The organism is Natronomonas marina, assembly GCF_024298905.1.
GTDB lineage: Archaea > Halobacteriota > Halobacteria > Halobacteriales > Haloarculaceae > Natronomonas > Natronomonas marina.
Genome location: NZ_CP101154.1, coordinates 1,421,901 through 1,448,465 on the forward strand (window position 1 = coordinate 1,421,901; position 26,565 = coordinate 1,448,465).

Annotated in this window: 21 protein-coding genes; 10 read left to right on the forward strand and 11 right to left on the reverse strand. The window is 69.4% G+C overall.

What is annotated here, in order from left to right; all coding sequences use genetic code 11:
• Window positions 1-2 precede the first annotated feature (2 nt).
• On the reverse strand, window positions 3-944 hold the full coding sequence (locus NLF94_RS07715; protein WP_254840886.1) for a Phenylacetic acid catabolic protein: 942 nt from the start codon (window positions 942-944) through the stop codon (window positions 3-5).
• Between the two features lie 88 nt (window positions 945-1,032).
• On the opposite strand from NLF94_RS07715, the gene NLF94_RS07720 reads away from it, so the two are divergent.
• Window positions 1,033-1,668 carry a helix-turn-helix domain-containing protein gene (locus NLF94_RS07720; RefSeq protein WP_254840887.1) on the forward strand — a complete coding sequence of 212 codons (636 nt, stop codon included), beginning with the start codon at window positions 1,033-1,035 and terminating at the stop codon, window positions 1,666-1,668.
• Window positions 1,669-1,735: 67 nt separating this feature from the next.
• Window positions 1,736-4,807 (forward strand): PAS domain S-box protein, encoded by a 3,072-nt coding sequence (locus NLF94_RS07725; RefSeq protein WP_254840888.1) that lies wholly within the window; start codon window positions 1,736-1,738, stop codon window positions 4,805-4,807.
• Here NLF94_RS07725 and NLF94_RS07730 read toward each other — a convergent pair whose 3' ends face one another.
• Window positions 4,808-5,677: an amidohydrolase family protein gene (locus NLF94_RS07730; RefSeq protein WP_254840889.1), complete on the reverse strand. Its 870-nt coding sequence runs from the start codon at window positions 5,675-5,677 to the stop codon at window positions 4,808-4,810. It lies immediately after the preceding gene.
• A gap of 2 nt (window positions 5,678-5,679) precedes the next feature.
• The gene (locus NLF94_RS07735; protein WP_254840890.1) at window positions 5,680-6,147 is read right to left on the reverse strand and encodes a MaoC/PaaZ C-terminal domain-containing protein; all 468 of its coding nucleotides are present in this window, start codon (window positions 6,145-6,147) and stop codon (window positions 5,680-5,682) included.
• 130 nt (window positions 6,148-6,277) lie between these two features.
• Here NLF94_RS07735 and NLF94_RS07740 point away from each other — a divergent pair, with 130 nt between their 5' ends.
• Window positions 6,278-6,805, forward strand: coding sequence for a type IV pilin domain-containing protein (locus NLF94_RS07740; RefSeq protein WP_254840891.1), 528 nt, complete (start codon window positions 6,278-6,280; stop codon window positions 6,803-6,805).
• Window positions 6,806-7,213: 408 nt separating this feature from the next.
• Here the strand turns inward: NLF94_RS07740 and NLF94_RS07745 are convergent, their stop codons facing one another.
• The 4 genes from NLF94_RS07745 to NLF94_RS07760 form a co-directional block, all read right to left on the reverse strand.
• Window positions 7,214-8,920, reverse strand: coding sequence for a hydantoinase B/oxoprolinase family protein (locus tag NLF94_RS07745; protein WP_256558722.1), 1,707 nt, complete (start codon window positions 8,918-8,920; stop codon window positions 7,214-7,216).
• Window positions 8,917-10,917, reverse strand: a complete 2,001-nt coding sequence (locus NLF94_RS07750; RefSeq protein ID WP_254840892.1) for a hydantoinase/oxoprolinase family protein — start codon at window positions 10,915-10,917, stop codon at window positions 8,917-8,919. Before NLF94_RS07750 ends, NLF94_RS07745 begins: the two co-directional genes overlap by 4 nt.
• 25 nt (window positions 10,918-10,942) lie before the next feature.
• A complete protein-coding gene (locus NLF94_RS07755) occupies window positions 10,943-12,127 on the reverse strand; it encodes a hypothetical protein (protein ID WP_254840893.1) in 1,185 nt (394 codons plus the stop codon).
• Window positions 12,128-12,218: 91 nt separating this feature from the next.
• The gene (locus NLF94_RS07760; protein ID WP_254840894.1) at window positions 12,219-13,976 is read right to left on the reverse strand and encodes an acyl-CoA dehydrogenase family protein; all 1,758 of its coding nucleotides are present in this window, start codon (window positions 13,974-13,976) and stop codon (window positions 12,219-12,221) included.
• Window positions 13,977-14,386: 410 nt separating this feature from the next.
• Here NLF94_RS07760 and pdhA point away from each other — a divergent pair, with 410 nt between their 5' ends.
• The 3 genes from pdhA to NLF94_RS07775 all read left to right on the forward strand — a co-directional run bounded on the left by pdhA (window position 14,387) and on the right by NLF94_RS07775 (window position 18,209).
• Window positions 14,387-15,529: a pyruvate dehydrogenase (acetyl-transferring) E1 component subunit alpha gene (pdhA, locus tag NLF94_RS07765; RefSeq protein WP_254840895.1), complete on the forward strand. Its 1,143-nt coding sequence runs from the start codon at window positions 14,387-14,389 to the stop codon at window positions 15,527-15,529.
• Window positions 15,530-15,627: 98 nt separating this feature from the next.
• Window positions 15,628-16,812, forward strand: a complete 1,185-nt coding sequence (locus NLF94_RS07770) for a thiolase domain-containing protein (protein ID WP_254840896.1) — start codon at window positions 15,628-15,630, stop codon at window positions 16,810-16,812.
• Window positions 16,809-18,209, forward strand: a complete 1,401-nt coding sequence (locus tag NLF94_RS07775; RefSeq protein ID WP_254840897.1) for an ACP synthase — start codon at window positions 16,809-16,811, stop codon at window positions 18,207-18,209. Before NLF94_RS07770 ends, NLF94_RS07775 begins: the two co-directional genes overlap by 4 nt.
• Here NLF94_RS07775 and NLF94_RS07780 read toward each other — a convergent pair.
• A complete protein-coding gene (locus tag NLF94_RS07780; RefSeq protein WP_254840898.1) occupies window positions 18,191-18,763 on the reverse strand; it encodes a hypothetical protein in 573 nt (190 codons plus the stop codon). The genes NLF94_RS07775 and NLF94_RS07780 overlap by 19 nt on opposite strands.
• 336 nt (window positions 18,764-19,099) lie before the next feature.
• Between NLF94_RS07780 and NLF94_RS07785 the strand changes: the two genes are divergently transcribed.
• From NLF94_RS07785 to NLF94_RS07795, 3 genes are read left to right on the forward strand one after another with little or no spacing between them, the layout of a single operon-like run.
• Window positions 19,100-19,300: a hypothetical protein gene (locus NLF94_RS07785; protein WP_254840899.1), complete on the forward strand. Its 201-nt coding sequence runs from the start codon at window positions 19,100-19,102 to the stop codon at window positions 19,298-19,300.
• The gene (locus NLF94_RS07790; protein WP_254840900.1) at window positions 19,297-20,397 is read left to right on the forward strand and encodes a hypothetical protein; all 1,101 of its coding nucleotides are present in this window, start codon (window positions 19,297-19,299) and stop codon (window positions 20,395-20,397) included. Before NLF94_RS07785 ends, NLF94_RS07790 begins: the two co-directional genes overlap by 4 nt.
• Window positions 20,394-22,127 carry a GMC family oxidoreductase N-terminal domain-containing protein gene (locus NLF94_RS07795; protein WP_254840901.1) on the forward strand — a complete coding sequence of 578 codons (1,734 nt, stop codon included), beginning with the start codon at window positions 20,394-20,396 and terminating at the stop codon, window positions 22,125-22,127. The genes NLF94_RS07790 and NLF94_RS07795 overlap by 4 nt, the downstream gene beginning before the upstream one ends.
• Before the next feature lie 14 nt (window positions 22,128-22,141).
• On the opposite strand, the gene NLF94_RS07800 is transcribed toward NLF94_RS07795, so the two are convergent.
• The 3 genes from NLF94_RS07800 to NLF94_RS07810 form a co-directional block, all read right to left on the reverse strand.
• Entirely contained in the window at window positions 22,142-22,612 is a 471-nt protein-coding gene (locus tag NLF94_RS07800) for a PadR family transcriptional regulator (protein WP_254840902.1), read from the reverse strand.
• 249 nt (window positions 22,613-22,861) lie between these two features.
• Window positions 22,862-24,142, reverse strand: a complete 1,281-nt coding sequence (locus tag NLF94_RS07805) for an RNA-guided endonuclease InsQ/TnpB family protein (RefSeq protein WP_254840903.1) — start codon at window positions 24,140-24,142, stop codon at window positions 22,862-22,864.
• A 155-nt stretch (window positions 24,143-24,297) separates the two neighbouring features.
• The gene (locus NLF94_RS07810) at window positions 24,298-25,806 is read right to left on the reverse strand and encodes a stage II sporulation protein M (protein WP_254840904.1); all 1,509 of its coding nucleotides are present in this window, start codon (window positions 25,804-25,806) and stop codon (window positions 24,298-24,300) included.
• Between the two features lie 92 nt (window positions 25,807-25,898).
• Between NLF94_RS07810 and NLF94_RS07815 the strand changes: the two genes are divergently transcribed.
• Window positions 25,899-26,537 (forward strand): IS6 family transposase, encoded by a 639-nt coding sequence (locus NLF94_RS07815; protein ID WP_254840905.1) that lies wholly within the window; start codon window positions 25,899-25,901, stop codon window positions 26,535-26,537.
• The last annotated feature ends 28 nt before the right edge of the window (window positions 26,538-26,565 follow it).

The window sequence follows — 26,565 nt, forward strand, 5'->3', positions numbered from 1 at the left end:
GGTCAGTCGTCGGCGGCCGCAGGGGTTGCCCCGCCCTGCCCGGGTGATTCGATGGCGTCGCGGACCCACTCGACGGCCGCCTGCGAGCGCCGGCGTTTTTCGATCTGTCCGGCGCCGGTCGGCAACTCGTTTCTGGCGACGGTGAAGAACTCCGACCAGTCGAGATCCTCCTCGTAGACCTCGTAGTAGTCGTCGCTCTCGTGGTACTCGACGCGGGGGTACTCCGGCAACTCGAGGCCGTACTTCTTCGCCTTCGGGACGTAGGCGTTCAGGAAGGCGTTCCGCAGGTCGTCGTTGCTCATCGTCTTGAGGCCGACCTCCATGGCGAACTCCCCGTGCGTGGAGTCGTCGTCGGTCGGCCCGAAGAACTGCAGGATGCGGGGCCACCACTTCTCGAAGGCTGCCTGGAGGCGCTGTTGATCCTTCCGGCTCCCAGTGGCGATGGTCCGGAGGATGTCCTCGCCGTGCTTGATGTGGAAGCCCTCCTCGAAGCAAATCTTGTCGATGGCGTGGGCGTACGGCTCCCAGGAGGTCCGCTTCAGCGTCGCCTGGCGACGCATCGCGGCGCCGTCGACGAAGAACATGATCATCGGCAGTTCGTACCAGTCGTCCAGCGGGTAGTGAAAGCAGTTGAGGAACTTCCCCTCGCCGCTGGCCAGTTCCTCGAGCATCCGCTCGCGGCTCTTGACGCCGAGTTCCTCGGCGGCCCGGTAGAGCAGTTGCCCGTGACCGATCTCGTCCTGTACCTGCGCGCTCACGGCGAGCTTGCGGTCCAGCGACGGCGCCTGCCGGATGAACGGCCGCTCGATGTAGGCGCCCATGATCTCGCTGTTGGCGTGGAACTGTATCATCCGGGTCGCCGCCTCCCGGTACTCCTCGGGCATCTCGTCGCCGGGACCGAACTCCCGCGGCCCGGCTCGCTCTGTGACCGTTTCGAGATCCATCGTTACACCTAACTAGGGGGAGCCTCCCACATACTGATTCACCCGTTCATGTGGCTGTTTTAAGTACTCGGCGACCCCAACGTCCGGCGTGATTTCGGAGTGTCTGGTCGTCGAGTTCCGCGTCACCGGCGACGGCTGTCCGCTGGCGGAGGCCTCCCGGGCGGCGGAGGCGACCGTCGAGGCCGCCCCGCCGTTGCGGCGCGGCGACGGCTACACGCTGCTGCGGTTCTCCAGTCCGGACCCCGAACTGGCCGAGGTTCTCGAGGCCGACGACCGGATCAGGTACCTCCACCGGGCGGAGACGGGCGGGGAGTACACCTACCGGTGTCTCTCCAAGGAACGGTGCGTGGTCCACCGGCTCATCGACGAGGGTTTTCTGGTCGAGTCGGTCGGCTACCGGGAGGGCACCGAGCGCCACGTCGGCGCCGTCGTCGGCCAGGACGTCCTGAGCGGCGTGCTCGAGGCCGCCGGCGAGACCGTCGGCGTCCGCCTCGAACGGATCTCCCCGCTTCGGGAGGAAGGTGAGGGCGGCGTCGACGCCCGCTGGGACCTGACGCCCGCCCAGACCGAGGCGCTCGAAGCCGCATACGGGATGGGCTACTTCGAGGTCCCGAAGGCCGTCACCGCCGCCGACGTCGCGGCCGAACTCGGTGTCTCGAAGTCCGCCTTCCTCGAACGACTCCGGCGAGGGCAGGCGACGCTCCTCCGGCAGGTCCTCGACTGAAGCCGCCCTTATCGTTCCTGTGTCGGGCAGTATATTTATCTCCGTACGGGCGGTCTACACCCGACGAGTGACTGCCGAATTCGAGCGGAGCGTTCGCGTGGCGTGCGTCGGGAATTTCGACGACGGCATCGCGGCGCTACCCGACTTCGACGGAGTGGTACGGCGGGTCTCGACGGTCGACGCAGTCGTCCCCGAACGGGTCGACTGCGCGGTCGTCGTGCCCCACGAAGGGTGGGAATCCGCGGTCGAGTCGCTGCGCCGGCGCCGGCCGTCGCTGCCGGTCGTGGTCGCGGGGCGGGCCGACCCAGAGGTCGGCGCCGCCGTGTCCCGTCTCGGCGTCGAGTACGCACCGATCGGGGCCTTCGAGGGCAGCGAGGGGTCGCTGACCGCGCGGATACGGGCCATCGCCGACGATTCCGCGAGCGGGGGACCGCCGGCGGTTCGCGCCGACGGTGGCGAGGCCGAGACGCGACACGAGCGGGCGCTGCGGGACCTCCACCGCGTCTCGACGGCCGACCACGACGGCTTCGAGGCGCTGGCCGAGGAACTGCTCGCCGTCGGCTGTGAGTACCTCGACCTCGACATCGGGTTCCTGGCGTCCGTCGACGAGGCTGACGACCGTTTCGAGGTCGTCAGCGCGCGCGGCGACCACCCGAAAATCCAGCCCGGCGGCGTCGCGTCGCTGTCGACGACGTACTGTCGGCGGGCCATCGACGCCGAGAGTCCCTTGACCGTGACCGACGCCGCCAGCGACCCCGAGTGGCGCGCGGACCCAGCCGTCGAGAAGTACGGCCTGGGCTGTTACGTCGGCGGGACGATAACCGTCGACGGCGAGACCGTCGGCACCCTGTGTTTCGCCGACGAGGCCGCCCGGGAGGTGGATTTCTCCGCGGTCGAGCGCTCCTTCGTCGAGTTGCTCGTCGAGCGGGTGAGCCACGAACTCGAGCGAGAGGACCGCGAGGCCGAACTGCGGGCGACCCGCGACCGTCTTAATACGGTCCTCGAGCGAATCGACGACGGCTTCTTCGCGCTCGACGCCGACTGGGAGTTCACCTATCTCAACGAGTTCGGCGCCGAAATAATCCGTTCGGCCGCCGCCTCCGAGGTCGAGGAGGTGGTCGGACGGAACCTCTGGGAGGCGGTCCCCAGCGCCGAGGGGACGGTCTTCGAGCGGAACTACCGGCGGGCGATGGAGAACCAGGAGTCCGTCGATTTCGAGGCCTACTACGAACCGCTCGAGACGTGGTTCGGGGTCAGCGCCTACCCCTCCGAGGAGGGGCTGTCGGTGCTCTTCCAGGACATCACCCGACGGAAGCGCCGCGAGGAGGCGCTGAACGCGTTGCTGTCGACGACCGGCGAACTGATGACCGCCCACGACCGGGAGGCCATCGCCGCCATCGGCCGCGACGCTGCCGAGAACGTCCTCGGCCTGGAGTACGTTCTCGTTCGCCTCTACGACGAGGAGGCCGACGTCCTCTACCCCGCCGCCAGGAGCGATGCCGTCGCCACCGAGATGGACGAGCGACCCCGCTACGCGCCGGGCGAGGGCCTCCCGGGCCGGGCGTTCCAGCGCGGCGAGATACTGGCCTACGACGGCACCGAAGCCGAACTCCCCGGCGAGGCCGGGGCGATCGCGGCGGCGTACTGTCTCCCGCTCGGCGACCACGGGACCGTCACCGTCGGGACGCGGGCCGACACCCAGTTCGAGGACGACCAGCGCGCGCTGGCGGAGATCCTGGCGGCCAACGTCCGGGCGGCGCTCGACCGCGCCCGCCGGGAGCGACGGCTCGACCAGTACCGCGCCATCCACGAGAACGTCGAGCAGATGGTGTTCGTCCTCGACGCCGACGGCGCTGTCCGACTGCTGACGGAGCCGCTGGCGACCGTCCTGGGGGTCGATCCCGAGACGGCCCGGGGAACGTCCGCCGAGGCGTTCCTCGCTGCCGGGGCGTCCGGTCCCGAGGGCGTCCTCGATGAGCTTCGCGGGACCGCCCCGGACACTTCCCGGACCTTCGAGGCGGCGCTGCGGACGCCCGACGGCGAGTTACCCGTCGAAATCGAGCTGTCGTCGCTGCCGGGTGACCGCTTCGACGGCGCCGTCGGCGTCGTCCGCGACTGCAGCGAACTCGAGACCGAGCGGGCCCGCTTTTCGAGCCTCTTCGAGCGGTCGCCGGACCCCATCACCGACGCCGTGCTGACCGACCACGGCCCGCTGCTCCGGGAGGTCAACCCCGCCTTCGCGGAGACGTTCGGTGTCGACCGCGAGACTGCACGCGGCCGCTCGACGAACGACCTCATCGTCCCCGACGACCACAGGGAAGAGGCCGAACGGCTCGACGTCCTCGACCCCTCGGACCTCCTCGAACCGACCGAGGTGGTCCGGGAGACGGCCGACGGCCAGGGGACCTTCCTCTTCCGGGGCGTCCACTACGCCGAAAGCGAGGAGGGACCCCGCGCGTTCGGCATCTACACCGACATCACCGACCGGAAACTCAACGAGCGCCGAATCGGGATGTTGAACCGCGTCCTGCGGCACAACCTCCGCAACTCCGGGACCGTCGTGGAGGGGTACCTCGAGTTGCTCGCGGCCGAACTCGACGGTGAGACCGAAGAGTACGCCGACCGCGCGCTCGACGCCATCGACCGCATCATCGCCCTCGCCGAACGGGTCCGGGACATCGAGCGGGCCCTGTCGGTCGACCGGGGCGACCGGCGTGTCGTCGACCTCGGGCGGGCCGTCGAGGAGGCCGTGGCAGCGGCCGGCGAGCGGAACGCGGCGGCGACCTTCGAGGTCGATGTCGAGGATGCGAGCGTCGACGGCGGGGACCTCTTCGAGAAGGCCGTCGCCGAACTCGTCGAGAACGCCGCGGTCCACGGCGGAGAGGCTCCGACAGTGACGGTGACCGGCTCCGTCGACGCCGAGACGATTCGGCTGGCGATCCTCGACGACGGCCCCGGCATCCCCGACCGCGAACGGGCGGTCGTCACCGGGGAGACGGACATCACGCAACTGAACCACAGCCGCGGCCTCGGCCTGTGGCTGGCCTGGTACGCCACCACCGCGCTCGGGGGCACCCTCTCGTTCGACGACGACCACGACGGGGGCGCCGTCGTCCTGACGCTCCCGCGGGAGGAGTAGCTACAGCCCCAGGAACGCCTCGGCGTTCTCCCACAGCAGCTTCCGCTGGACCTCGGGCGGGTAGTCGGTGTGGTCCGCGAAGTCGGCGAGCCACGCCTCGGGCTCTATCATCGGGTAGTCGGTGCCGAACATCACCTTGTCCTGCAGGACCGAGCCGGCGTACTGCAGCACCTGATCGTCGATGTAGCGCGGCAGCCACCCCGAGAGGTCCATGTAGACGTTGCCCTTCTGCTGGCAGACGGCCAGTTGCTCCTTCTCCCAGGGGAAGGCGGGGTGGGCGAGCAGGATGTCCAGCTCGGGGTGTTCGGCGGCCACGTCGTCGACCATGAGGGGGTCGCCGTACTTCACTCGCAGGCCGCGGCCGCCGGGCGCGCCCGCACCCAGCGTCGAGTTGCCGCCGTGGAAGACGACCGGCACGCCCAACTCCTCGATGGTGTCGAACAGTTCGCGGTGCTGGGGGTCGTTCGGCGCGAAGCCCTGGGCTATCTGCTGGAACTTGAACCCCGAGAGGTCCAGGTCCTCCACACAGCGGCGGGCTTCCTCGACGGGGTCGTCCTTCAGCGGGTCGACGGAGCCGAACCCGACGAAGAAGTCGGGGTACTCGTCGCGCACCTCGGCGACGTGGTCGTTCGGCACCGGCGGGTTCCCCGTGTTCGTCTCGGCGTCCCAGCCGAGCAGTACCGTCCGGTCGACGCCGGCCTCGCGGTACTCGGCGACCATCTCCCCGTAGCTCTTCGTCTCCATCTCGGCGCCGAACTTCCGGGCGGCGTCCTGCAGTATCTCGCCGCCGGCGTCCTCGAGGAAGACGCTCGTCGGCTGGTGGGCGTGGGTGTCGACCGCGCGGGGTTCGCCCTCGAAGACCTCCAGCATGGCTACTCGGCGTCCCGCCGCTTGAAGAGGAACTTCATGTCGCCCTCGAAGACGGACTCGCCGTCCTGGTTGGTCATGTGGGTGTCGATCTCGACGTAGCCGGCGTCGTCGCGGCTGTCGAGTTCCCGCTTCTCGGCGCACTCGTAGACCGCGCTGACGGTGTCGTCGATGAACACCGGGTTCGGGACGTCCATGTAATTCATCCCGAGGAAGGCGACGACGGTCCGCTCGACGATGCCGGTTCGCTGGAACAGCCCCGTCGCAATGATGAACGTCATCGGGCCGTGGCCGATCCGGGCGCCGAACGGCCCCTGCTCGGCGTACTCCTTGTTCGTGTGCAGTTCCGTCCAGTCGCCGGTGAACATCGAGTGCATCCGGAAATCCGTCTCCGTGATCGTCCGTCCGGCGCTCTCGAAGGTCTTGCCGACCTCCATGTCCTCGAAGTAGTGCGGCTCGTAGCTGTACGGCATGGGGTGGTACTCGCGCGGGTTCCTGATAATATTTGCCTGAACCGCCGCCACCGTCGCGGCCGAACGTCGCCCGACTCACCGGCCGATTCGTGGCGCGTCCTCAAGTCAGTGCCGGTGAAAGCTGCCGTACATGCAGTCCCGTGGGGAAGAGAGGGCGGTGTCGCCGGTGATCGGCGTCGTGTTGCTGGTCTCGATAGTCGTTGTTCTGGCATCCGTCGTCTCGGTGCTGGCGATAAGCCTGGGGCAGACCCAGCAGGAACCGGCGCCGAGGGTGACGCTCTCGCACGAACTCGTCGACGACGGCGGCGAGAAGACGGTAGCGATCACGCTGACGTCCGGGCAGGCAGTGGCGACGGAGCACCTCTACGTCATCGGTTCGGCGGACCTCGACATCGGCGGGGCGCCGGGAACCGCCACGCCGGCCGACGAGGCCCAGGCGAGCAGCCGAGAGAAGTTCACCGAATCGACCGGCGCGAACCCGCCGCAGGTCGGCATCGGCGACACCTGGGAGGCCGGCGAGACGGTGTATCTCGATCCCGTCGGAAGCGCAGACGGGGTGACGATCCGGATCTACTGGAGCGCACGCGAGGTCACGGGAGTCAATCCGGGAACGGTGCAGGACGACACCGCCTACCGTATCGCGGAACTGACGGTGTAACCGACCCCGCCCTACTTCGCTCGGTCTTGCGACCTGGCTCGTTGAGGGAGGGGCTTTGATGTGGGACTCGCCGTCAGTTGTCGCCGGGGAGGAAGGTCATTCCTCGCCCGTACCGAACGACCGTCGGGGTCGGTGTCCCCACCATTCGGGGGCCGGGCTACTGCGGCCTGTGATACCGGCGACGTGTGCGACGGTATCACTGGTTGCTGGGATGGTAGCCCCTGAAAAAAGCGTATCGGATGGCGAGTCCATCAGCGACAATACCAGTGGTTGTTCCCTACTGTGTCGGCTTCCTCCCCGGCCTACTCGCGTCGCGCTTCCGACCAGTCGGAAGCCCTCGCTCCGTGAGGCCGGGGGCTCCGCCTCGAAACTGCTGACCGGAACGCCAGGTGGACGGCAGCGGCCCCGCTACTCGTCGTCCGGGTCGTACCCGTAGGCCTCCCGGGCTTCGGCCTCGGAGACCTTCCCGAGGCGCAGGTCCCGTTCGATGGCCGCCAGCGAACGCTCCGCCGGGTCGCCGTACCCGCCGCCGCCGGGCGTCCGCAGGCTCACGGTGTCGCCCGCCTCGAGGTCGTGGGTGGACTTGGCGTCGAGACGGCGCTCCTCGTCGTCGTCCAGCAGGTAGGTCACGCCGGTCGCGCCGTCGCCGCCGCCCGCCAGTCCGTAGGGTGCGTGCCGCTGGCGGTCGGCCAGCAGGCTACAGACCGCGTCGGTCCTGACCTCGATGTCCCGGCGGAGGCCGAGACCGCCGCGGAACCGCCCGGCGCCGCCGGTATCGGGGCGGAGCGCGTACCGGCGCACCCGGAGCGGATAGGCCGTCTCCAGCACCTCCGCGGGCGTGTTGAGCGTGTTGCTCATGTGGACGTGGACGGCGTCCATCCCGTCGCCGGCGGCGTGGGCGCCGAAGCCGCCGGCCTGCGTCTCGTAGAAGGCGAACGGGTCGCCGGCCTCGTCGGCCCCGCCGAAGGTGACGTTGTTCATCGTCCCCTGGCCGGCGGCGACGGCCCGCTCGGGGGCGGCCTCGGCGAAGGCGCCCAGCACCGCGTCGGTGACCCGCTGGGAGGTCTCGAGGTTGCCGCCGACGACGGCCGCCGGCGGCTCCGGGTCGACGAGACTGCCCGACGGGGTCTCTATCTCGATCGGTCGGTAACAGCCCGCGTTCGGCGGGATGTCGGGATCGGTCACCGCCCGGACGGCGTAGTAGGTCGCCGAGGCCGTCACCGCGAACACGGCGTTGACCGGGCCGGCGGTCTGGTCGGCGGTGCCCGCGAAGTCGACACACACCGTCTCGCCGTCGACGGTGACGGTGGCGACGACCGGCAGGTCGACGGCACCGTGGCCGTCCCCGTCGAGGACGTCCTCGAAACGGTACTCGCCGTCCGGAATCTCGCCGAGTTCCGCCCGCATGCGCCGCTCGGAGTAGTCCTGCACCTCCGCAAATGCCGCCGAAAGCGTCTCGACCCCGTAGCGGCCGACCAGTTCGCCGACGCGGTCGACGGCGGTCTCGTTCGCGGCCACCTGCGCCCGGAGGTCGCCGCGTCGCTCCTCGGGCGTCCGGACGTTCCGCTCGATGAGGTCGTAGACCGCGGCGTTCGGTTCGCCGCCCTCGCGGAGTTTGACGGGCGGGATGCGGAGTCCCTCCTGATATATCTCCGTCGAGTCGGCGCCGACGCTGCCGGCCGTCGCGCCGCCGACGTCGGCGTGGTGGGCGCGGTTGGCCGCCAGCGCCACCAGTTCCTCGTCGACGAACACCGGCGTCACGAGCGTCAGGTCCGGCAGGTGGGCGCCGCCCTCGTAGGGGTCGTTCAGCAGGACGGCGTCGCCCGGTTCGAGCGCCGCCGGCGGGAACGCCTCCAGGGCCGCCGCCACCGAGAACGGCATCGCGCCGAGGTGGACCGGCAGGTTCTCCGCCTGCGCGAGCAGGGCACCGTCGGCGTCGAACAGCGCACACGAGCAGTCCTTGCGCTCCTTGACGTTCGGCGAGAAACTCGTCCGCACCAGCGTCGCGTTCATCTCCTCGCAGACGGACGCACAGGCGTTGCGGACCACCTCCAGCGTCACCGGGTCGACGCCGCCATGGTCGCTGTCACCGTTCGTCCCGCCGTCGGCGCTCACCGTCCCACCTCGATGCGGAGCGTGCCGTCCTCTTCGACCGTCAGGCGGTCGGCGGGCCGGACCACCGCCGTGGCGTCGGGCCCCTCGACGATTGCGGGACCCCCGGTGCTCGCGCCGGCCGGCAACCGCTCGCGGTCGTAGACCGGCGTCTCGTGGTCCGACTCGAACCGGACGGTTCGGGTCTCCCGAATCGCGTCCTCGAGGGCCCCGGATTCCGGCGGCCCCTCCAGGGTCGGTGGTTCGACGACGCCGCGGGTCCGGACCCGGACGGCGACCAGTTCCAGCGGTTCCCCTGGCGCGGCGTGGCCGTACCGCTCGGCGTGTCGCTCGTGGAAGCGGTCGGCGACGGCCGACAGCGTCGCCGCCTCGACCGGTTCCGGCACCGGCACCCGGAGGTCGAACGACTGCCCCTCGTAGCGGAGGTCGACGTAGCGGTCGTGCTCGACCGGGAGGCCGTCGGGGACGCGGGCTTCGCCCTCGCGCTCGAAGCGCTCGAACCGCGCCCGGAGGTCGTCGGCCGCGACGGCGCCCCAGGGCCGCACGCGCGAACGGGCGACTTCGTGGGTCACATCGGAGACGAGTAGGCCGAACGCCGACAGCACGCCCGCCGACCGGGGGACGAGCACCTCCGGGACGCCGACCTCGGCGGCGACGGCGGCGGCGTGCAGCGGCCCGGCGCCGCCGAAGGCCACGAGCGCGAACTCCCGGGGGTCGTAGCCCCGCTCGACGGAGACGACCCGGAGCGCCCGCGCCGTGTTGGCGTCGGCGACCCGGAGCACGCCCGCGGCGGCCTCCCGGGGGCCGACGCCGAGGCGGTCGCCGAGCGACTCGAGGGCGGCCTCGGTCTCGTCGACTGCGCCGCCGACCTCGCCGAGGAAGGCTCCGGGGTCGATGCGGCCGAGCACGCAGTGGGCGTCCGTCACGGTCGGGTCGGTCCCGCCGCGGCCGTAGCAGACCGGGCCAGGGTCGGCGCCCGCCGACTCGGGACCGACCCGGAGGGCGCCGCCCTCGTCGAGTCGGGCGACGGAGCCGCCGCCCGCCCCGACGGTGTGGACGTCGACCATCGGGACCGCGACCGGGTACTCGCCCACCTCGACGTCGCTCGTCACCAGCGGTTCGCCGTCCGTCACGACCGAGACGTCACAGGAGGTCCCGCCCATGTCCATCGTCAGGAGGTCCTCGCGGCCGAGGCGCCCGGCGACGTGGGCGGCGCCGCGGACGCCCGCGGCCGGTCCCGACAGGAGCGTCCCGACGGGGCGACGGCGGGCCTCGTCGGCGGCAACGACGCCGCCGTCCGAGCCCATCACCCGGAGCGGCGCCTCGACGCCGGCGGCGCCGAGGTCGGTCGCCAGCCGCCCGAGGTACGCGTCCATCCGCGGCCGGAGGGCGGCGTTCAGCGCCGTCGCCAGCGTCCGCTCGTACTCGCGGATTTCCGGCAGTACCGCCGAGGACAGCGAGACGCTGTCGATGCCGGCCGCCCGCAGCGCCTCGCCGACCCGCTCCTCGTGATCGGCGTTCTCGAAGGCGAAGAGCAACGAGACGGCGACGCTCTCGGCGTCGATGCGCTCGGCCAGCGCCTCGGCGCTCGCCTCGTCCAGCGGTTCGAGCACCTCACCCCGCTCGTCCAGTCGCTCGTCGATTTCGTACCGGCGGTCGCGGGGAACGACCGGCTCGGGTTTGGTGCCGTGCAACTCGTAGATGTCGGGGCGGTCCTGTCGGCCGATTTCCAGCGCGTCCCGGAAGCCAGTGGTGGTGACGAGCGCCGTCTCGGCGAACTCGCCTTCGAGGACGGCGTTGGTCGCGACGGTCGTGCCGTGGGCGAAGTAGGCCACCGACTCCGGCGGGGCGCGGTCCGCGATGGCCCGGAGGCCGTCGGTGACGCCCTGCTCGGGGGCGTCGGGCGTCGAGGCGACCTTCTCGACGCTGACGGTGCCGTCCGAGACCGCGACGAGGTCGGTGAAGGTGCCGCCGACGTCGGCGGCGAGGCGCGTCTGCATACGCCCACCTCGGGCGGCCACACCCTCAAGGTGACGACGGTCCCCGACTGCGCCCCCCGCCCCGGGATGCGGCCATCGTCGAGGCCGACTGCGCCACCTCCCAGACGACCCGGAGGTCCTCGCCGGTCTCGACCGATACCGTGACGGCGTCGCCGGGCCGCACCGTCCCGTGATCGTCGGCGAACTGCCGCCCGGTGGGGCCGTCGTCGGTCCGCAGGGACAGCCGGTCGGCCCGCACGGGGTCGCCGGCCCGGTGGGTGACCGTCACCCGCCCGGCGGTCGCCTCGCGGTCGAACGCCCACGCCACGATCGGCTGGAGGGGGCGCTCCTCGAGGACGCTCGCGGCGTCGCGGGCGAACTCCGCGCGGCCGAGGCGGCCGTCGACGGTCACGTCCAGCGGCGCCATCCGCGGGAGGCGTCCGTTGCCGGCCGCCGCCTCCCGAATCGCCGCCGGTGAGGCCGCCTCGGCGCTCTCGAAGCGGTAGACGAGCGCGAAGAACACCCGCCCGTCGACGAGAGCCTGGCCGGTCGCCGACCGGTCGACCCCCGCCGGCGCGTCGAAGCCGTCGCCGCCGTGGACCCACGACAGCGTCCCGCCGACGGCGTCGCTCAACCGCTCGAAGCCGTCGTCGACCTCGTGGTACCGGTCGACTTCGCCCCGCCCGGCGTCGACGACGCGCCGGGCGACGGTCGCCGCCTCGTCGTGCCGCGCCTGGACGATTGCCGTCCCGCTCGCGGCGAGGGCGTGTGGTTCGTCGGCACGCTCGTAGAGTTCGAAGCCCCGATGCGTCCCCGTCCGCTCGTAGCCCGCCTTCCGGGCCGCCGCCCCGACGCTCCCGGGGTCGAAGGAGCCGAGAAGCGTCGTCGCCTCGACGAGCGCAACCTTCACGACCGCCCGTATCCGGCCGGGGTCGACGCCCAACGGCGCCCGCCCGGTCCGTGCGAAGAGGTTCCGCAACCCCGCCGCCTGCCCCGGGACGTCGTCGTTCCCGACGAGGTCGGCCAGCCGGAGGTGCATCGCGTCGTAGGTCTCGCCGTCGGGGAGCGTTCCGGGCGCCGGGAGCCACCGCCGGTAGTCCGGGGCGGGCGTCGCGGGGTAGTCGACCGTCGTCGCCGCGGCCTGGAGGCGGCGGAGACAGCCGGTTCCCGCGAGCAGGCCCGCGGCGCCGATCCCGGCCAGGAACCGCCGTCTGGAGGGCTCGGAGGACATGCACGGCCCGTCGCCCCGGCGTCACTAAGCCGTTGGCTCCCGCTCAGTGCTCAAAACGGGGGCGGGCGTCGACGTGCCGGCCCCCGGTCGCTCAGTCGTCGGCCGCCGCCTCGATTCGCTCCTCGGGTTCGGCGCGGCCGTACCGGACGATGGCGTCGAAGGCCGAAAGCGGCAGGCGCTCGCCGTCGCCGATGCCGCGGGCGTCCGGCGCGGCCAGTTCCCGGCGGACGAACCACTCGGCGACGCGGGCCTCGCGGGCGTCGTCGGCCTCCTCGAGGCGCCACTGGGCGCGCTCCAGCAGCAGGACGGCCGCCACCACGTCGAAGACGTAGTCGGCCAGTTCCTTGGCGGCCAGTTGGGCACCGTCCCGGTCCGTCGTCGCCACCGCCTCGAAGGCGTCGGCCAGCCCCGTCAGTTCCGACTCGACGGTCGCCCTCGTGTCGGCGAGTCGGGGGTCGGAGACGTCGTCGAGTCGCGCCTCGAAGGTCGACAGCAGCGCCTCGTGGGACAGCTCCGACAGCATCGACCGCAGCACGTCCAGCGCCATGACGTTCGAGGGACCCTCCCAGATGGGCAGCACCTGGGCGTTCCGCAGCAACCGCGGGTGGACCTGCTCCTCGACGTAGCCGTCGCCGCCGCGTATCTCCATCGCGTAGGAGGCGGCCTCGACCGCCTCCCGTGCGGTCCGGTACTTGACGACCGGAATCAGGATACGCATGAGCCGGAAGGCCGCCTCGGCGTCGGCGTCGCCCGCCGCCCGTTCGCGGGCGCCGAACTGGGCGGCCGCCTCGAAGGTGACCGCCATCGTCGCCTCGTGGGTGACGGCCATGTCGACGAGGTCCCGGCGCATCAGCGCCTGGTCGGCCAGCACCTCGCCGAAGGCCTCCCGGTCGAAGGCGTGCAGCTTCGACTCCAGGAGCGCCCGCCCGATTGCGCCGACGCTGCCGACGGCGTTGTAGAGCCGCTCCATGTTCAGCATCTCGGACATGTACTTGAAGCCGGATTCGGGTTCGCCGACGAGGTACGCCTCGGCGCCGCGGAACTCGACCTCACCCGTGGGGACGCTCTTCGTGCCGAGTTTGTCCTTCAGCCGGCGGAACAGCACGGCGTCGCGGTCGCCCGCCCCGACGCCGGGATAGAGGAACAGCGACAGTCCCTCGGTCCCGTCGGGCGCGTCGGGCCGCCGTGCGAGGACGAGCGCCGCCTCGCTGTCGACGTTCGAGCAGAACCACTTCTCGCCGTGCAGTTCGTACACTCCTTCGGTGTCGGTCGGTTCGGCGCGCACCTCGTTGGCGCCCACGTCGGATCCGCCCTGCTTTTCGGTGAGGAACATCGCCCCGGTCGCAAGTTCGTCGTAGTCGCGGGCGGTCAGCGCGTCGTAGTACTCCGAGAGCGTCCCGTCGTCGAACTTTTCGAGGACCAGGGCGGCCCCGCCGGTCATCGCGGCCGGACAGCTCAGGCCGACGCTGGAGGTGTGGTCCATCAGGCAGAACTGCGCGAAGTGCTCGACGTGTGCGAGCGGCCCGTCGAGGCTGGGCGGGGCCGAAAAGAGGTTCGCAATGACGCCGTTCTCGTAGACCAGTCGCTCGTTTTCGAGGTGGGCCGGGTGGTGGGTCACTTCGTTGGCTACCTCGCCGCGTCGGTCGTAGGTGTCGAGTTCGGGCGGGTTCTCCTCGACAATGTCGGCGTTGTCGGTGACGGTCGTTCCCATCAGGCCGCCGAACTCGGCGAGCAGGGCGTCGCGGTCGGCGTCGGCTCCGCAGCGCCGCCGGACGGTTCGCTGGAGGGCGCGGTTCAGCTCCCAGTAGTTGCGGCGGTCGACCGCGGTGTAGTCGATGGGGTCGGCCATACCCGAACGTGCGGGGAGAGCAACGTAAGCGTTGTCACGATTCCTGAACGGAACGGGAACACGTTCGTGAGGTGCCAAAACCAGTTCCGCGAAATCCCGCTCACCCAGATGATCAAAAAATGGTCGTTTTATACCGGTTGAAATCCGACATACGTATCAGTGACTGTCTGTATTCTCTGTAATCATCAAGAGCGGTCGGTAACCGAACACGATCTCGTCCTCGACGCCGAGGGTAGCGATCGGGAGAACCTGACCGTACCTCTGTGTGAGATCTGTGCCGTCGAACTCCGCACGCTAGACTGGACCGAATTGACGGACGTGGACTCCGCCAGTAACTGACGACGGATCATCTTGTATACCCAAACTCGCTGACATCCTCCCACGACAACCGCCCGGTCGTGCCAAGGGTTATGTCGGTCATCCCCATCGTATCCGCCGTGACGGACCGTCAGTATCTCTCGGGGGACCCCGGCGAGACGGTGCGGATCTTGGACGCCGACGGACGGGTGGTCGAAGGGGCGACCGTTCCGGACCTCGACGACGAGGAGCTGGTGACGATGTACGCCGAGATGGTGCTCTCGCGGCACCTCGACGAGCGGCTCGTGAGCCTCCAGCGGCAGGGCCGGCTGGGGACCTACGCGCCCCTGGCCGGCCAGGAGGGCGCACAGATCGGGTCGACGCACGCGCTGGCCGACGACGACTGGATCCTCGACCAGTACCGCGAGCACGGCGCCGTCGTGGTGCGGGGCATCGAACCCGAGTACCTGCTGTACTGGATGGGCCACGAGATCGGCAACGAGTGGCTGGCCGACCGCCACGTCTTCCCGCTGAACATCTCGATCGGGAGTCACATCCCGCACGCGACGGGGATGGCGTTCGCGTCGAAGCTCCGTGGCGACGACGGGGTCGTCTGCTGTCACTTCGGCGACGGCGCCACGAGCGAAGGCGACTTCCACGAGGGGCTGAACTTCGCCGGCGTCTTCGACGTGCCGGCGCTCTTCCTCTGTCACAACAACCAGTGGGCGATCTCCGTGCCCCGCGAGGCACAGACGGCGAGTGCGAGTCTGGCGGGGAAGGCCGACGCCTACGGCTTTGCGGGCGTTCAGGTCGACGGGATGGACCCGCTCGCTGTCTACGCGGTCACCGCGGCGGCCAGGGCGAAGGCCCGCGACCCCGCTCCCGACGAACGCCGACCCACCCTCGTCGAGACGATCTGCTATCGCTACGGCGCCCACACGACCGCGGACGACCCGAGCGCGTACCGTGATCCAGAGGAGGTCGAAGCGTGGAAGCGGCGCGATCCCATCGACCGCATGGAGCGGTTCCTCCGCGACCGCGGCCTGCTGGACGACGACCGCGTGGCGGCCGTCCGGGCCGACGCCGAAGCGGAGGTGGCTCGACTCGTCGACGGCGCGACGGCGTACGAACCCGACCCCGAGCAGCTGTTCCGACACGCCTACGAGGAGGCCCCGCCCCGGGTTCGCAACCAGCAGGCGTACCTCGCCGATCTGCGACGGCGCCACGGCGACGACGCGCTCCTGGACGAGGAGTGACCCCCAGGGACCACGCGCCGACTCTCGGCGACACCGCAGACCCGACACCGATCCACACCACCAACTACTGTTAATACCCTCACGACCGACCGGCCGGTATGCGCGACGCATACGTCGTCGGGGCGGGGCAGTCGGCGTACGGTTCCTTCCCCGACGAGAGCTACCGGTCGCTGTTCCGGACGGCCGTCGAGAACGCCGAAGACAGCGTCGACGGGGGACTGGAACTCGACGACGTCGAGGAGGCCTACGTCGGAACGCTCGGCGTCGGCGGTCGCCAGTTGGGACTCTCGGCCCCGGCCGTCACCGAACACGCCGGGATCCACGGCGTGCCCGTCACTCGCGTCGAGAACGCCTGTGCCGCTTCCGGCTACGCGGTCCGGCAGGCGGTGATGGCGGTCCGGTCGGGGATGGCCGACCTCGCCCTGGCGGGCGGCGTCGAGGTGATGACCGACCTCTCCGGCGACGCCGTCAGGTACTGGCTGGGCGTCTCCGGCGAGACCGAGTGGGAGCGGCTCTCCGGGACCACCTTCGCCGGCGTCTACGCACAGATGGCCTCGGCCCACATGCGCGAGCACGGCACGACGGCCGAACAGCTCTCCCACGTCGCGGTCAAGAACCACGACAACGGCGCGAGGAACCCGAAGGCGCAACTCGACTTTACCTGCACGCTTGAGGACGCGGTGAACGCGCCCACGGTCGCCGACCCGCTGACGCTGTATCACTGCTGTCCGACGACCGACGGCGCAGCCGCGGTGCTGGTCGCCAGCGAGGACGTCGTGGACGAGTACGCCGACGACCCGGTTCGGGTCGCGGGCGTCGGCGCCGCCTCCGACCGGGTGGGCCTGTTCCAGCGGGACAGTTACACCTCGATCCCGGCCGCCCGGCGGGCCGCCGACGCCGCCTACGAGCAGGCGGGCGTCGGCCCCGACGACCTCGATTTCGCCGAGGTGCACGACTGCTTTTCGATCGCCGAACTGCTCGCTTACGAGGACCTCCGCTTCTGCGAGCGCGGCGAGGCCGGCCCCTACGTCGCCTCGGGCGCGACGCGACCGGACGGCGAGTTGCCCGTCAACACATCCGGCGGCCTGAAGTCGAAGGGCCACCCCATCGGCGCGACCGGCGCCGGACAGTTCGTCGAGGCGTTCGACCAGCTGACCGGGCGGGCGGGCGACCGCCAGCTCGAGGCGCCCGCCGTCGGGCTGACCCACAACGTCGGCGGCTCCGGCGGCGCCGCCGTGGTCCACGTCCTCGAACGCGAGGACCGACGGGAGGGGTCGGCGTGACCCGCGGGATTCTCGGCGCCGGCGCGTACACTCCGGCGAACCGAATCCCCGCCTCGGCCTTCGAGGACGCCTGGGGGAGCTTCGACGCTCCGGGCGTCGAGACGAAGGCGGTGCCGGACGCCGACGAGGACGCCCTGACGATGGCGGTCGAGGCGGCCCGACGGGCGCTGTCGGCAGCCGGGGCCGACGGGGGCGACCTTGAATCGCTGTCGCTTGCGACGACGACGCCGCCGCTGGCCGAGGAGGACCTGACGCCGCGGCTCGGCTCGTACCTGGACGCGCCGGCCGACGCCGACCGGCGGTTCTACGGCGGGCACACGCGGGCTGGCGTCGACGCGCTGGTGGACGCCCTCGGCCGGGAGGGGCCGGCGCTGGTCGTCGCCGCCGACTGTCCGGCGGGCGAACCCGACGACACACGGGAGCACGCCGCCGGGGCGGGTGCGGCCGCCTTCCTCGTCGGCGCCGACGCCCCCGCGACCGTCGTCGACACCGCGACGGCGGCCGAAGTTCGGCCCGGGACTCGGTTCCGCCGGTCGGGCAGCGAGGACGTCGAGGGGCTCGATGTCGGCACCTACGACCGGGCGGCGTTCACCGAGCCGATAGCGGCTGCCGTCGAGGCGCTCGACGACGACGCGACCGGGGAGTGCGACGCCGTCGCGGTCCAGGCGCCGAACGGGAAACTGCCCTACCGGACGGACCTCGACGCCGAGGCCATCGCGGCCGTCGAGACGGTCTCCGAACTCGGCGAAACGGCCGCAGCCAGCGTCCCGCTGGGGGTCGCCCGGGCCTTCGAGTCCGGCCACGAGCGGACGCTCGCGGTCGCCTGGGGGTCGGGCGCGGGCGCGACGGCGCTCCGCATCGAGGGGACGGCGCCGGTCGAGGCGTCGCTGGCTGGCGAGCAAAAGCTGGACTACGCCGCCTACCTCCGTCGGCGTGGCGACGTGGTCGGCGAGAAACCCGACGGCGGCGCGGCGCACGTCCCGGTGCCGACCTGGCGTCGCAGCCTCCCCCAGCGACACCGCCACGAGGCCGGTCGATGCCCGGAGTGTGAGGCGGTCGCCTTCCCGCCGGAGGGCGCCTGCCCGGACTGCCGGGCGCTGGTCGAGTTCGAGACCGTAGCGCCCGCCCGCGTCGGCGTCGTCGAGGCCGCCACCACCATCGGCCGGGGCGGTGCGCCGCCGGAGTTCGCCGAACAGCAGGCCCGGCAGGGTGCCTTCGGCGTCGCCATCGCCAGGTTCGACGCCGGCGACGGCGCGGTCTCGCTGCCGATACAGGTCGTCGGCGAGGCCGAGGTGGGCGACCGCGTCCGGGCGGTCCCACGGCGGATCTACGTCGAGGAAGGTGTCCCGCGTTACGGCCTGAAGGCGCTGCCCGAGGGTCAGTCGTCGGCCGACTGAGGGGTCTCGGTGTCGGTCCCCTCCTCGGAGTCATCGCCGCCCGCGCTCACGCTGTTGCTCGCCGAACTCGAACCGGTCGTCTCGCCGCGCTGTTCTACCCGGACGGTCCCCGGTTCGCCGCCCTCGAACTCGAAGGTCGCCACGTAGTGTATCTCGACGATACACTGGTTGCAGGCCGCGGCGTCGTCGTCCTCGACGGCCTCGACCTCGACGTAGAGGGTGTCCTCGGCGTCGTCGTACTCGCCGCGGACGAGTTCGGCGGTGTAACAGGTGTTGCGCCCGTCGAGGGTTCCCTCGACGGTGACGCGTCCGTCCTCGGTCGTCACGTCGTGGTCGCCGTACTCCGTGCCGCACTCGACGCCCGTCACCTCGAAGGAGTCGTCGGCGAGTTCGGGCCCGTGCGAGGTCGGTTCGGGCGAGGCGGTTGGCTCGTCGGTCGGGTCCTCGGTCGCGTTGTCGGCCGGTTCGTCGTCGGCAGGACCGGTCCCGAGACAGCCGGCGACCGCGGCGGTCGTCGACGCCGCGGCGGCCGCGAGGAAGTTCCGTCGTTTCATTTCGTCGTCGACTACGCGGGCTAATGGAAAAGGGGTGCCGGATGCTCAAACGGCTCTTTGAGGGTCCAGAATCCGGGGCAGTCACTCCGTTTTCGGGGGACCGGATCGCCCCGACGACGACGGTGCTTGTGGGGATACTCGGGTCTCACGACCCGACACCGTCGGCTCCCCGGTGAATCGGCACGGTTTGCGGGCGAGGGGTGTAGCGACGTGGGCGGGCGCCCCGGCGGTCCGCAAGCGCCGGGAAAATACACAACCAGTTCGAAGTTTTACTTGAATAGCCGGATAGTGACGGGTAAAAGCTGAATCTTATACAGCCGTGGGAACTCACCGTCCATGAGGCGCTACTGGCGGCGCGCGTTCGTCCCGTTCGTGAGCGTGGTCCTCGCAAGCGGCTTCCTCGCCGGCGCTGCAGCGGCGAGCGGCGACGGGGTGGTACTCGGGGAGTGGGATTCGATGCTGGACGGCGTCGGCTGTCCGAGCCACGTCGATGTCGAGTCGATCGGGAACGCGACCGATTCCGGGGCGAACCGATGACCGAGTACTCGTTGTCGCGCCGCGACGTCATCCGCGGAGCGGGCGCGGCCGGGGCGGCGGGCCTGCTCGCACGGCCGGCGACGGCGACCCCCGACCTCCCGTCGACGCCGTACGCGAAGGCAACCTACCGGGCGGTGGTCGATGCTATCGTCCCACGGACGCCACAGCTGGCGAGCGAACTCGGTCCCGAACACGTCCCCGGCGGTATCGACGTCGGGCTCGACGAGTACCTCATCGAGTTCGTCGACTCCATCTTCACGTTCGGGACGCTGGGCGACGGCGACGTGAACCTCCCGCTGTCGGAGCCGCTGGCGGTCGTGCTGGACGTCGCGGCGCTGAAGCTGGTGGCGACCGGCCGGAACAGCGAACCGCCGAGCCTCGAACGGGTCCTCGGGCTGCTCGACGTCGACGACCTGCTCGCGGTCGATGAGCTGTCCGACGACCCCGAGCGGGCGCTCCAGCAGTCCCTTTTCGCCGGGCTGTCCCGCAGGGACCGGCTGGAGGCCGTCGAACTGCTTGACGCTATCGACTTCGACACCGCGTTTCTCCCAGGTCCGGTCGCGGAGATCGACCTCGCGTTGGTCGGCCAGCTCGTCGTCGCCTTCGTCGAGGTCATCTACTACAGCGAGTGGCAGGGTTACGAGGACATCACCCGGCCGCCAAGCGAGCGGGAGTTCTCCGGCGAAGACATCCAGAGCTGGCAGCAGACGGACTTCCCGGGCATCATCGACGGCGCGGCCGCGTTGCGCGGCTTCTGGTCGGCGCCCGGCGAGCCGCTTGGAGAGGGGTCGGTCTGGGGAACGGCGACCCCGGGCGAGGAGCCGCGACGACTTCGCGCCCGCCCTGGCGAGTTCCGGGAGAACGACTACGACACGAGCGACTACGAGGAGGTGTTCTCGACGGACGGCACGCCGGCGACCGAGGGGCCGGTCGGGGACGCCGTCTCCGCCGTCACCGGCGACGTCGGCGTCGACCCCGAGGAGGAGGAACTACCCGCGAGTCTCACGGAGGGGCTGGTCGGACTCGACGAAGAGAGGCCGGCCGAGAGCCTCCTGCGGGACGTCGTCGCCCGCATCCTCGGAGGTGACCCGCCGTGACCGACGACTACGACGTGGTCATCGTGGGCGCGGGCGGGGACGGACCGGTCGCGGCCTGGCGGCTGGGCGAACTCGGCCTGGACGTCCTCGTCCTGGAGGCCGGTCCATTCTACGGGAACAAGCAGTGGGAGAAGCCCACCGAGGAGCCCGGCGGCGAAACCTCCAGCAGCCCCGAGGACCTCTCGGGGGAGTTGCTCGACGAGCAGTTCACCACCCGCGAACTGGAGATGGTCCAGAAGCTGCTGTTCGGGCCGGCCGACCACGAGCGCGGGTTCTGGTTCCGCAAGTTCCCCGGATCCGGCGTGACGATCCAGGCGGCCGGCGTCGGCGGGACGACGCTCATCTACACGGGCAACCACCCGCGAGCCTACCCAGCCGCCATCGACGAACAGCCCCACTGGCCGGACGCGATCAGTTACGAGGACCTGCTGCCGTACTACCGGCGGATGGAGGAGCTACTGGACGTCCAGCCGGCGCCCGTCACCGCCAAGGAGGAACTGTTCTTCCGGGGCGCCGAGTCGGCCGGCTACGACCTCGTCACCGACAGGAACGTCACGGAGGTCGGCTACCGGCCACAGCCCAACGCCATCGCCGGGCCGGATCGGAAGCTACGGGCGGACAGCGGCTACGACGGGAACTTCCGGCACCCGTCCGACCCCGAGGCGGTCGAGCCCGTCGAGGGCCACACGCTGGCCGCCCACGAACTCCTCGGCAATCCCGCGCCCCGTGGCGCACCGTACGAGGAGAAGGCCAAGAAGACGTCGGCCATCGGAATCGTCCCCGAGGCGCTGAAGACGGGCAACGTCACCGTCCGGCCGAACGCCTTCGTGACGGACGTGCTGGTCGACCGCTCGCTGGGTGGCGACCCCGAGGCCACGGGCGTGAAATTCAAGGACACCTGGTCGAACGAGGTACAGACGGTGTCGGCCGACGCCGTGGTGCTGGCGGCCGGCGCCGTCGAGACGCCGCGGCTGTGGCTCAACTCCGGGCTCCCTCCAAACGAGTGGGTCGGCAAGGGCATGACCATCCACTTCGGCGACAACGTCATGGGCTTCTTCGAGGAGGAACTCGTCGACGAGAAGCTCGGACGGTCCACCGTCGATCCGCACGAGGGCCAGACCATCGCCGCCCGCTTCGACTACCCCGGCGTGGGGATGCTCCAGACGACGGGTTCCAGCCCCGGCATCGCGTCGATCCTCGGGTTCGGCGCCTCCGCGTCGGGCTTTACGTTCAGCAACGACCTCTCGGAAGCGCCCTGGGATTCGCAGGGCCGGCTGGCCGGGACCGGACTCAAACGGTTCCTCTCGCGGTACCGGCAGGCGCTGCCCCTCCTCGTGGTCACCGACGACCGGCCGCACAAGCGCAACGGCGTCAGCGTCGCGCCCGGCGTCACCGACGAACACGGTCCGGTCCCGCTGGTCAACTACGTCCCAAGCGAGGGCGACGTGCGCCGACGGGACCGGCTGGCCGAGATCGCCACGGAGATCCTCAGAGAAGCGGGCGCCGACCACGTCCACCGGTCGGACTCGCCGCCGACGGCGATCCACCTCCACTCGACGATGGCGATGGGCAAGGTCGTCGACACGGCGTGTGAGGCCTACGACGTCGACCGGCTGTTCGTCGCCGACCACTCGGCTTTGGCCAACGGCGTCGGCGGCCCCAACCCCACGAACACCGGTCAGGCGCTGGCGCTGCGGACCGCCGAGCGCATCGCGGATCGGTACTTCTGAGGCGGCGGCAGGACTCAGATCTCCGCGAGGGCGGCGTGGAAGACGCTCCCGATAGCAAGGTGGTGCTGGAGCGTCCGTTCGACACGCCGTCGGACCCGTTCCTCGTCGGCGATGGAGTACTTCTTCGTCTGGACCAGTTCGTGCACCTCGAGAAGCCCCTCCTCCTCGAGGCTGTGCAGTCTCGGATAGACCGTTCCGGGGCTCAGGTGGACGTCGAAGCTGCTGGCGAGTTCGCCCATCAGACCCTTCCCGTGGGCACCGCCGTCCTGGAGGGCGATCAGGACCAACAGAAGGTCGTCGAGCGACTTCTTGAGGAGGTCCTCGTCGAACCGGAACTCCCGGTCGACCGGGAGTTCCGCCCGGACCTCCGCGACGATTCGCTCCGAGGAACTCTCCCCCTCCGGGGCCTCGGTCGCGGTGTCGTCCGATCCCAGTTCCTGATACAGTTGCTTCGCCGAGACGCCGTCTTGACTATCCATACTCATTGGGTGCCCACCGGATAGCTCGACTGACGGTCCCCGCCCCCATCAATGGGCGACAGTGTTATCGCCGGCTGAAAAAGCCGGTCGCTCCGCCGGACCGAATGGTACGGTCGGGCTAGGTGATACGGTCGGGCTAGGTGATACGGTCGTACCGAATGGTACGGTCGGACTGGGTGATTCGGCCGAGCCGAGTGGTACTTGACATCCTCCCCGCCCTGAAGGGCGAGGATTCCCGCGTTGGGATATTGTGGTTTACGACGTGACCTGTTCTTGAGGTGCGAACGCACCAGTTTCCTTGTCAAACAAGAACGTCGATGGCTGTGCCAACCAGCCGTTACTCCTATCACCGCCATCCGTAGCGGGATTCGGAGATACTTTCTGCCGAATGTTTTCAGCACCGTTCACATCCGCGTTGGCCACCGTATCACACTCATCACACACGTACAACCCGCGTTCAACACGGTTCGCGTCACGTTTGCGACCACAACACGAACACGTTTTCGAGGTGTCACGCTCGGACACCTGTTCCACCGTGATGCCCTCCATCTCGGCTTTGTAGTCGAGCAGGTCGGTGAACCGGTCGAACGCCCACAAGTGCAAGTCCAAGTTCCCGTGCGTGCCCCAGTTCTTCGACCCGCCGTTCGCCTCGTCCTCACGGATGCCAGAGAGGTCGCCAACCACAATCGTTCCTACTTTTTCGTCAACACACCGTTGAACGATGTGCTTGGAGAGGGTGTGGAAGTAGTGGGTGCGGCGACCGGATTTCTTCTGGTTCAGCCGCGTGGCTTGCTCGGAGTCGGAGTCGTCACAGCGAGCGATGCGCTTGCTGAAGTAGTAGTCGTCCTGCTTCAGACAGTTGAGTGGGTACAGTTCGCTGTGGCCGTTTTCGTAGGCGAGCGCGGCGAAGTTGTTGATACCGAGGTCAACTCCCACGGTCTTCTCACCGGGTGATTCCGCAACCTCGATTTCGACTTTGCACACGAAGTGTAGTTCCCACTCGTCACCCGTCCAGACGGCTCTGACCTGTTGGACGTTCTCAACGGTGGAGAGGTCTACGTCGGGCCAGGTCTGGTACTCGCAGAGGATGAAGTCCGACCAATACTCCTTGAGGTTGGAGCCTTTCGAGAGTCGGACGCGGTTATACTTGGTGTCGAGTTTGAAGCCAGCGGCTTTGAACGTGACAGTTGAACGCGCGTGTTCGTCGCCGTGTTTTCGGTACTTCGGCGGGTTTGCTTTCGTGTCTCCGTTGCGTCGTTTGCTGTACCAGCCGTTGAACGCCTCAGCGAGTTCTTGAAGGACTCGCTGACTTGACTGCGAGTGCAGGTCATCATAGCGTTCGTGCGACTTGAGGTACGAGGTGAGTTCGTTGTGACCGGGGATGTGGCCTATCTCTGACCACACGCGGTCACAGACCCACCGTCCGACGTTCCAGAGTTTTGAAGCGGCAAACCCGAGCGAATCGAGGTCGTCGGACACCTGTTGCTGGTTCCGTATGGAAGCAGTGTAGGTGCGGGTGACGACTCGATTCGCCATACGTAACCTATGTAGTCAAACTTACTTGAAGGTATGTGTTCGAGCGTGGAATATCCTGCCGTGCAATCGAGTGGTGGATTGTTCAGGGGTTGTCGGATTCATCCCCGCCCTAAAGGGCGAGGCTTTCTCCTCGATTCGCCATACGTAATCACTTCCTACCCGACGAACGGCCGGAAGTAGTAGGGACTGAACACGCCCTCGATGATCCCGGCGACCGCCAGCAGGACGGCGACACCGACCAGTATCCAGAAGGCCTCTTCGAGCCGTTCGGCGAGGCGTTCGCGGGTCGTGCGTCCGCCGAGCGCACGCCAGCCGGTGCCGCCGAGCGAGAGTCCGAGGGCGCCGGCGACGACGAGTGCCGGAATCTCGACGACGCCGTGCGGGACGACGAAGGCGAGCAAGGCGAGCGGCGCGACCTCCAGTCGGGCCAGCCCGCCGATCACCGCGCCGTTGAAGAGCAGCGCGACCGCCGAGGGCACCCCGAGGGCCAGCCCCGACATCGCACTGCTGACGGCGACGGCCGTGTTGTTCGCCGCAAATGCCACCGTGGCGGTCGCCGGGGAGTAGTTCTCGAGACGGGCCTCGATGGAGGCGTTCACCAACCCCTCGTAGGGGCCGGCCAGCGCCCAGCCGCCCAGGCCCCCGCCGACGAGGAGAAGCGCGGCGACGGCGTGCAGCCCTGGTCGGGACCGGACGAACGACGTCATCGCGTCGACGCCCCGTCGAACGCCGCCCCGGAGCTGGTCGAACACCGAGGCTTCGGGGGTCTCGGGCGGCGCGATACCACCGGCGTGGTCGCCGTACAGTGCGGTCTTCAGGAGGTCCAGCAGCGGCGAGACGACGACGAAGCCGAGCAGCGCGCTGACGGCGCCGCTGTTCGTGCCGCCGGTGGCGGCCGCCGATCCGACGAGCGCCAGTACCCCGACCACGGCGAAGACGTAGCCGAGCACCCACAGGGGGTTCGACCGGACGAACCGGCGGCTCCCCCCGAGCCCGCCGCGGACGCCGACCCCGTCGACGACGACGGCGACGGCGGCGAACGCGAAGAAGACCCTGAGTGCGACGACTGCCAGGAGCCACACCAGGCCGACGAGCAGGCCGACCAGCAGTGCGGCGGCCGGCGACGCGGCGAGGGCGACGACAGGCGCCACCGCGACGGCCGTCACGAGCAGGACCACGACGACTTCGGTGACCAACAGCCCCAGGAGGGTCGTCCAGTGACGCCTCGCGCCGGCTATCGCGGCCACCGTCCCCCGCTCGTCGTGGAGGATCGCCCGGCAACAGGACAGCTGTGCGGCCGTCGAGACGGCGTACAGGACGGCGAAGAGGGCCACCGTCAGCACCACCGTCACCGCGAGGATGCCGAGCACCTCGGGCGGCACTAGCCGCTCGAAGGCGGGCCCGACTGCCTCGAACCACCGCTGGATCGTCTCGAAGTCCGCGTTCGGGCCCGGCGGGTCGGGTCCCGCGGTCCGCAACTCCGACCGGAACCGGGACAGCCGACCGGTCACCGCGAGATAGGCGTACGCGACCGCGAGGCCGGCGTACGTCACGACTCGGGTGACCTGCGTGACTGCCGGCGACAGGAAGTACACGGAGAGCAACTCGGCGGGCCGGGACCGGTAGCCGTCGAGGATGGACTGGAGGGCATCGACGAACTCCATGCGAGGTGGTCGAGTGGACCGCCCTTAAATCCCGAGCCGGACCGTCCGGTCGCGTTAAGTTAGAGGATGAGGCGGACGAGTTCTGAGTGCTTATGGCAGAATTCGACCGCCTCAACGGATGTATCGAGTGGATTGACTTGTCGTTTGTGGAGCGGCGGCGGACTCCCGAGTGGGCGATTCAAGTGGGCATCCGGTGTCATCTCGCCGGTATGTCAACGGGAGATGCCAGTCAATTTCTCGATAAATTGGGAGTCAATCGTAGTCACGTCGCGATTCACAACTGGGTGCACAAGGCCGATCTACAGCCGATGTCAACGGTGAGTGCGGATCAACTTGCGGTTGACGAGAAAGTGATCCGCATCAATGGCGACGACTACTGGCTGTACGGGGCCGTCGATCCCCAAACGAACGAAATCTTGCAGTTTAGGCTGTTTCCAGCTACTACGAAACAGACGACGCGGTGGTTTCTGGCCGAGCTGCATCGGCAATATCGGTTAGATGGCGTCGAATTTCTTGTCGATGACGCCGATTATCTAGTGAACGTCCTCGACGAAGACGGGTACCGATTCCAGATGATGTCACACGGGAATCGGAATGCCATCGAACGTGTCTTTTGGGAAATAGAACGACGAACATCTTCGTTTGCAAATAGTTTCACCCATGTCGAGCCGTCGACAGCAGAATCATGGCTCCAAGCCCTCGCCGTCCGGCACAACTCACGCCAAAGTTAACGCGACCGACCGTCCTGCGGTACTGGCG

Bases quoted from the DNA above. Each gene is read 5' to 3' on its own strand.
- NLF94_RS07715 (WP_254840886.1), bottom strand. From the start codon at position 944: ATGGATCTCGAAACGGTCACAGAGCGAGCCGGGCCGCGGGAGTTCGGT.
- NLF94_RS07730 (WP_254840889.1), bottom strand. From the start codon at position 5,677: ATGCTGGAGGTCTTCGAGGGCGAACCCCGCGCGGTCGACACCCACGCC.
- NLF94_RS07735 (WP_254840890.1), bottom strand. From the start codon at position 6,147: ATGCCGTACAGCTACGAGCCGCACTACTTCGAGGACATGGAGGTCGGC.
- NLF94_RS07740 (WP_254840891.1), top strand. From the start codon at position 6,278: ATGCAGTCCCGTGGGGAAGAGAGGGCGGTGTCGCCGGTGATCGGCGTC.
- NLF94_RS07750 (WP_254840892.1), bottom strand. From the start codon at position 10,917: ATGCAGACGCGCCTCGCCGCCGACGTCGGCGGCACCTTCACCGACCTC.
- NLF94_RS07755 (WP_254840893.1), bottom strand. From the start codon at position 12,127: ATGTCCTCCGAGCCCTCCAGACGGCGGTTCCTGGCCGGGATCGGCGCC.
- NLF94_RS07760 (WP_254840894.1), bottom strand. From the start codon at position 13,976: ATGGCCGACCCCATCGACTACACCGCGGTCGACCGCCGCAACTACTGG.
- pdhA (WP_254840895.1), top strand. From the start codon at position 14,387: ATGTCGGTCATCCCCATCGTATCCGCCGTGACGGACCGTCAGTATCTC.
- NLF94_RS07770 (WP_254840896.1), top strand. From the start codon at position 15,628: ATGCGCGACGCATACGTCGTCGGGGCGGGGCAGTCGGCGTACGGTTCC.
- NLF94_RS07780 (WP_254840898.1), bottom strand. From the start codon at position 18,763: ATGAAACGACGGAACTTCCTCGCGGCCGCCGCGGCGTCGACGACCGCC.
- NLF94_RS07785 (WP_254840899.1), top strand. From the start codon at position 19,100: ATGAGGCGCTACTGGCGGCGCGCGTTCGTCCCGTTCGTGAGCGTGGTC.
- NLF94_RS07790 (WP_254840900.1), top strand. From the start codon at position 19,297: ATGACCGAGTACTCGTTGTCGCGCCGCGACGTCATCCGCGGAGCGGGC.
- NLF94_RS07800 (WP_254840902.1), bottom strand. From the start codon at position 22,612: ATGAGTATGGATAGTCAAGACGGCGTCTCGGCGAAGCAACTGTATCAG.
- NLF94_RS07805 (WP_254840903.1), bottom strand. From the start codon at position 24,142: ATGGCGAATCGAGTCGTCACCCGCACCTACACTGCTTCCATACGGAAC.
- NLF94_RS07810 (WP_254840904.1), bottom strand. From the start codon at position 25,806: ATGGAGTTCGTCGATGCCCTCCAGTCCATCCTCGACGGCTACCGGTCC.
- NLF94_RS07815 (WP_254840905.1), top strand. From the start codon at position 25,899: ATGGCAGAATTCGACCGCCTCAACGGATGTATCGAGTGGATTGACTTG.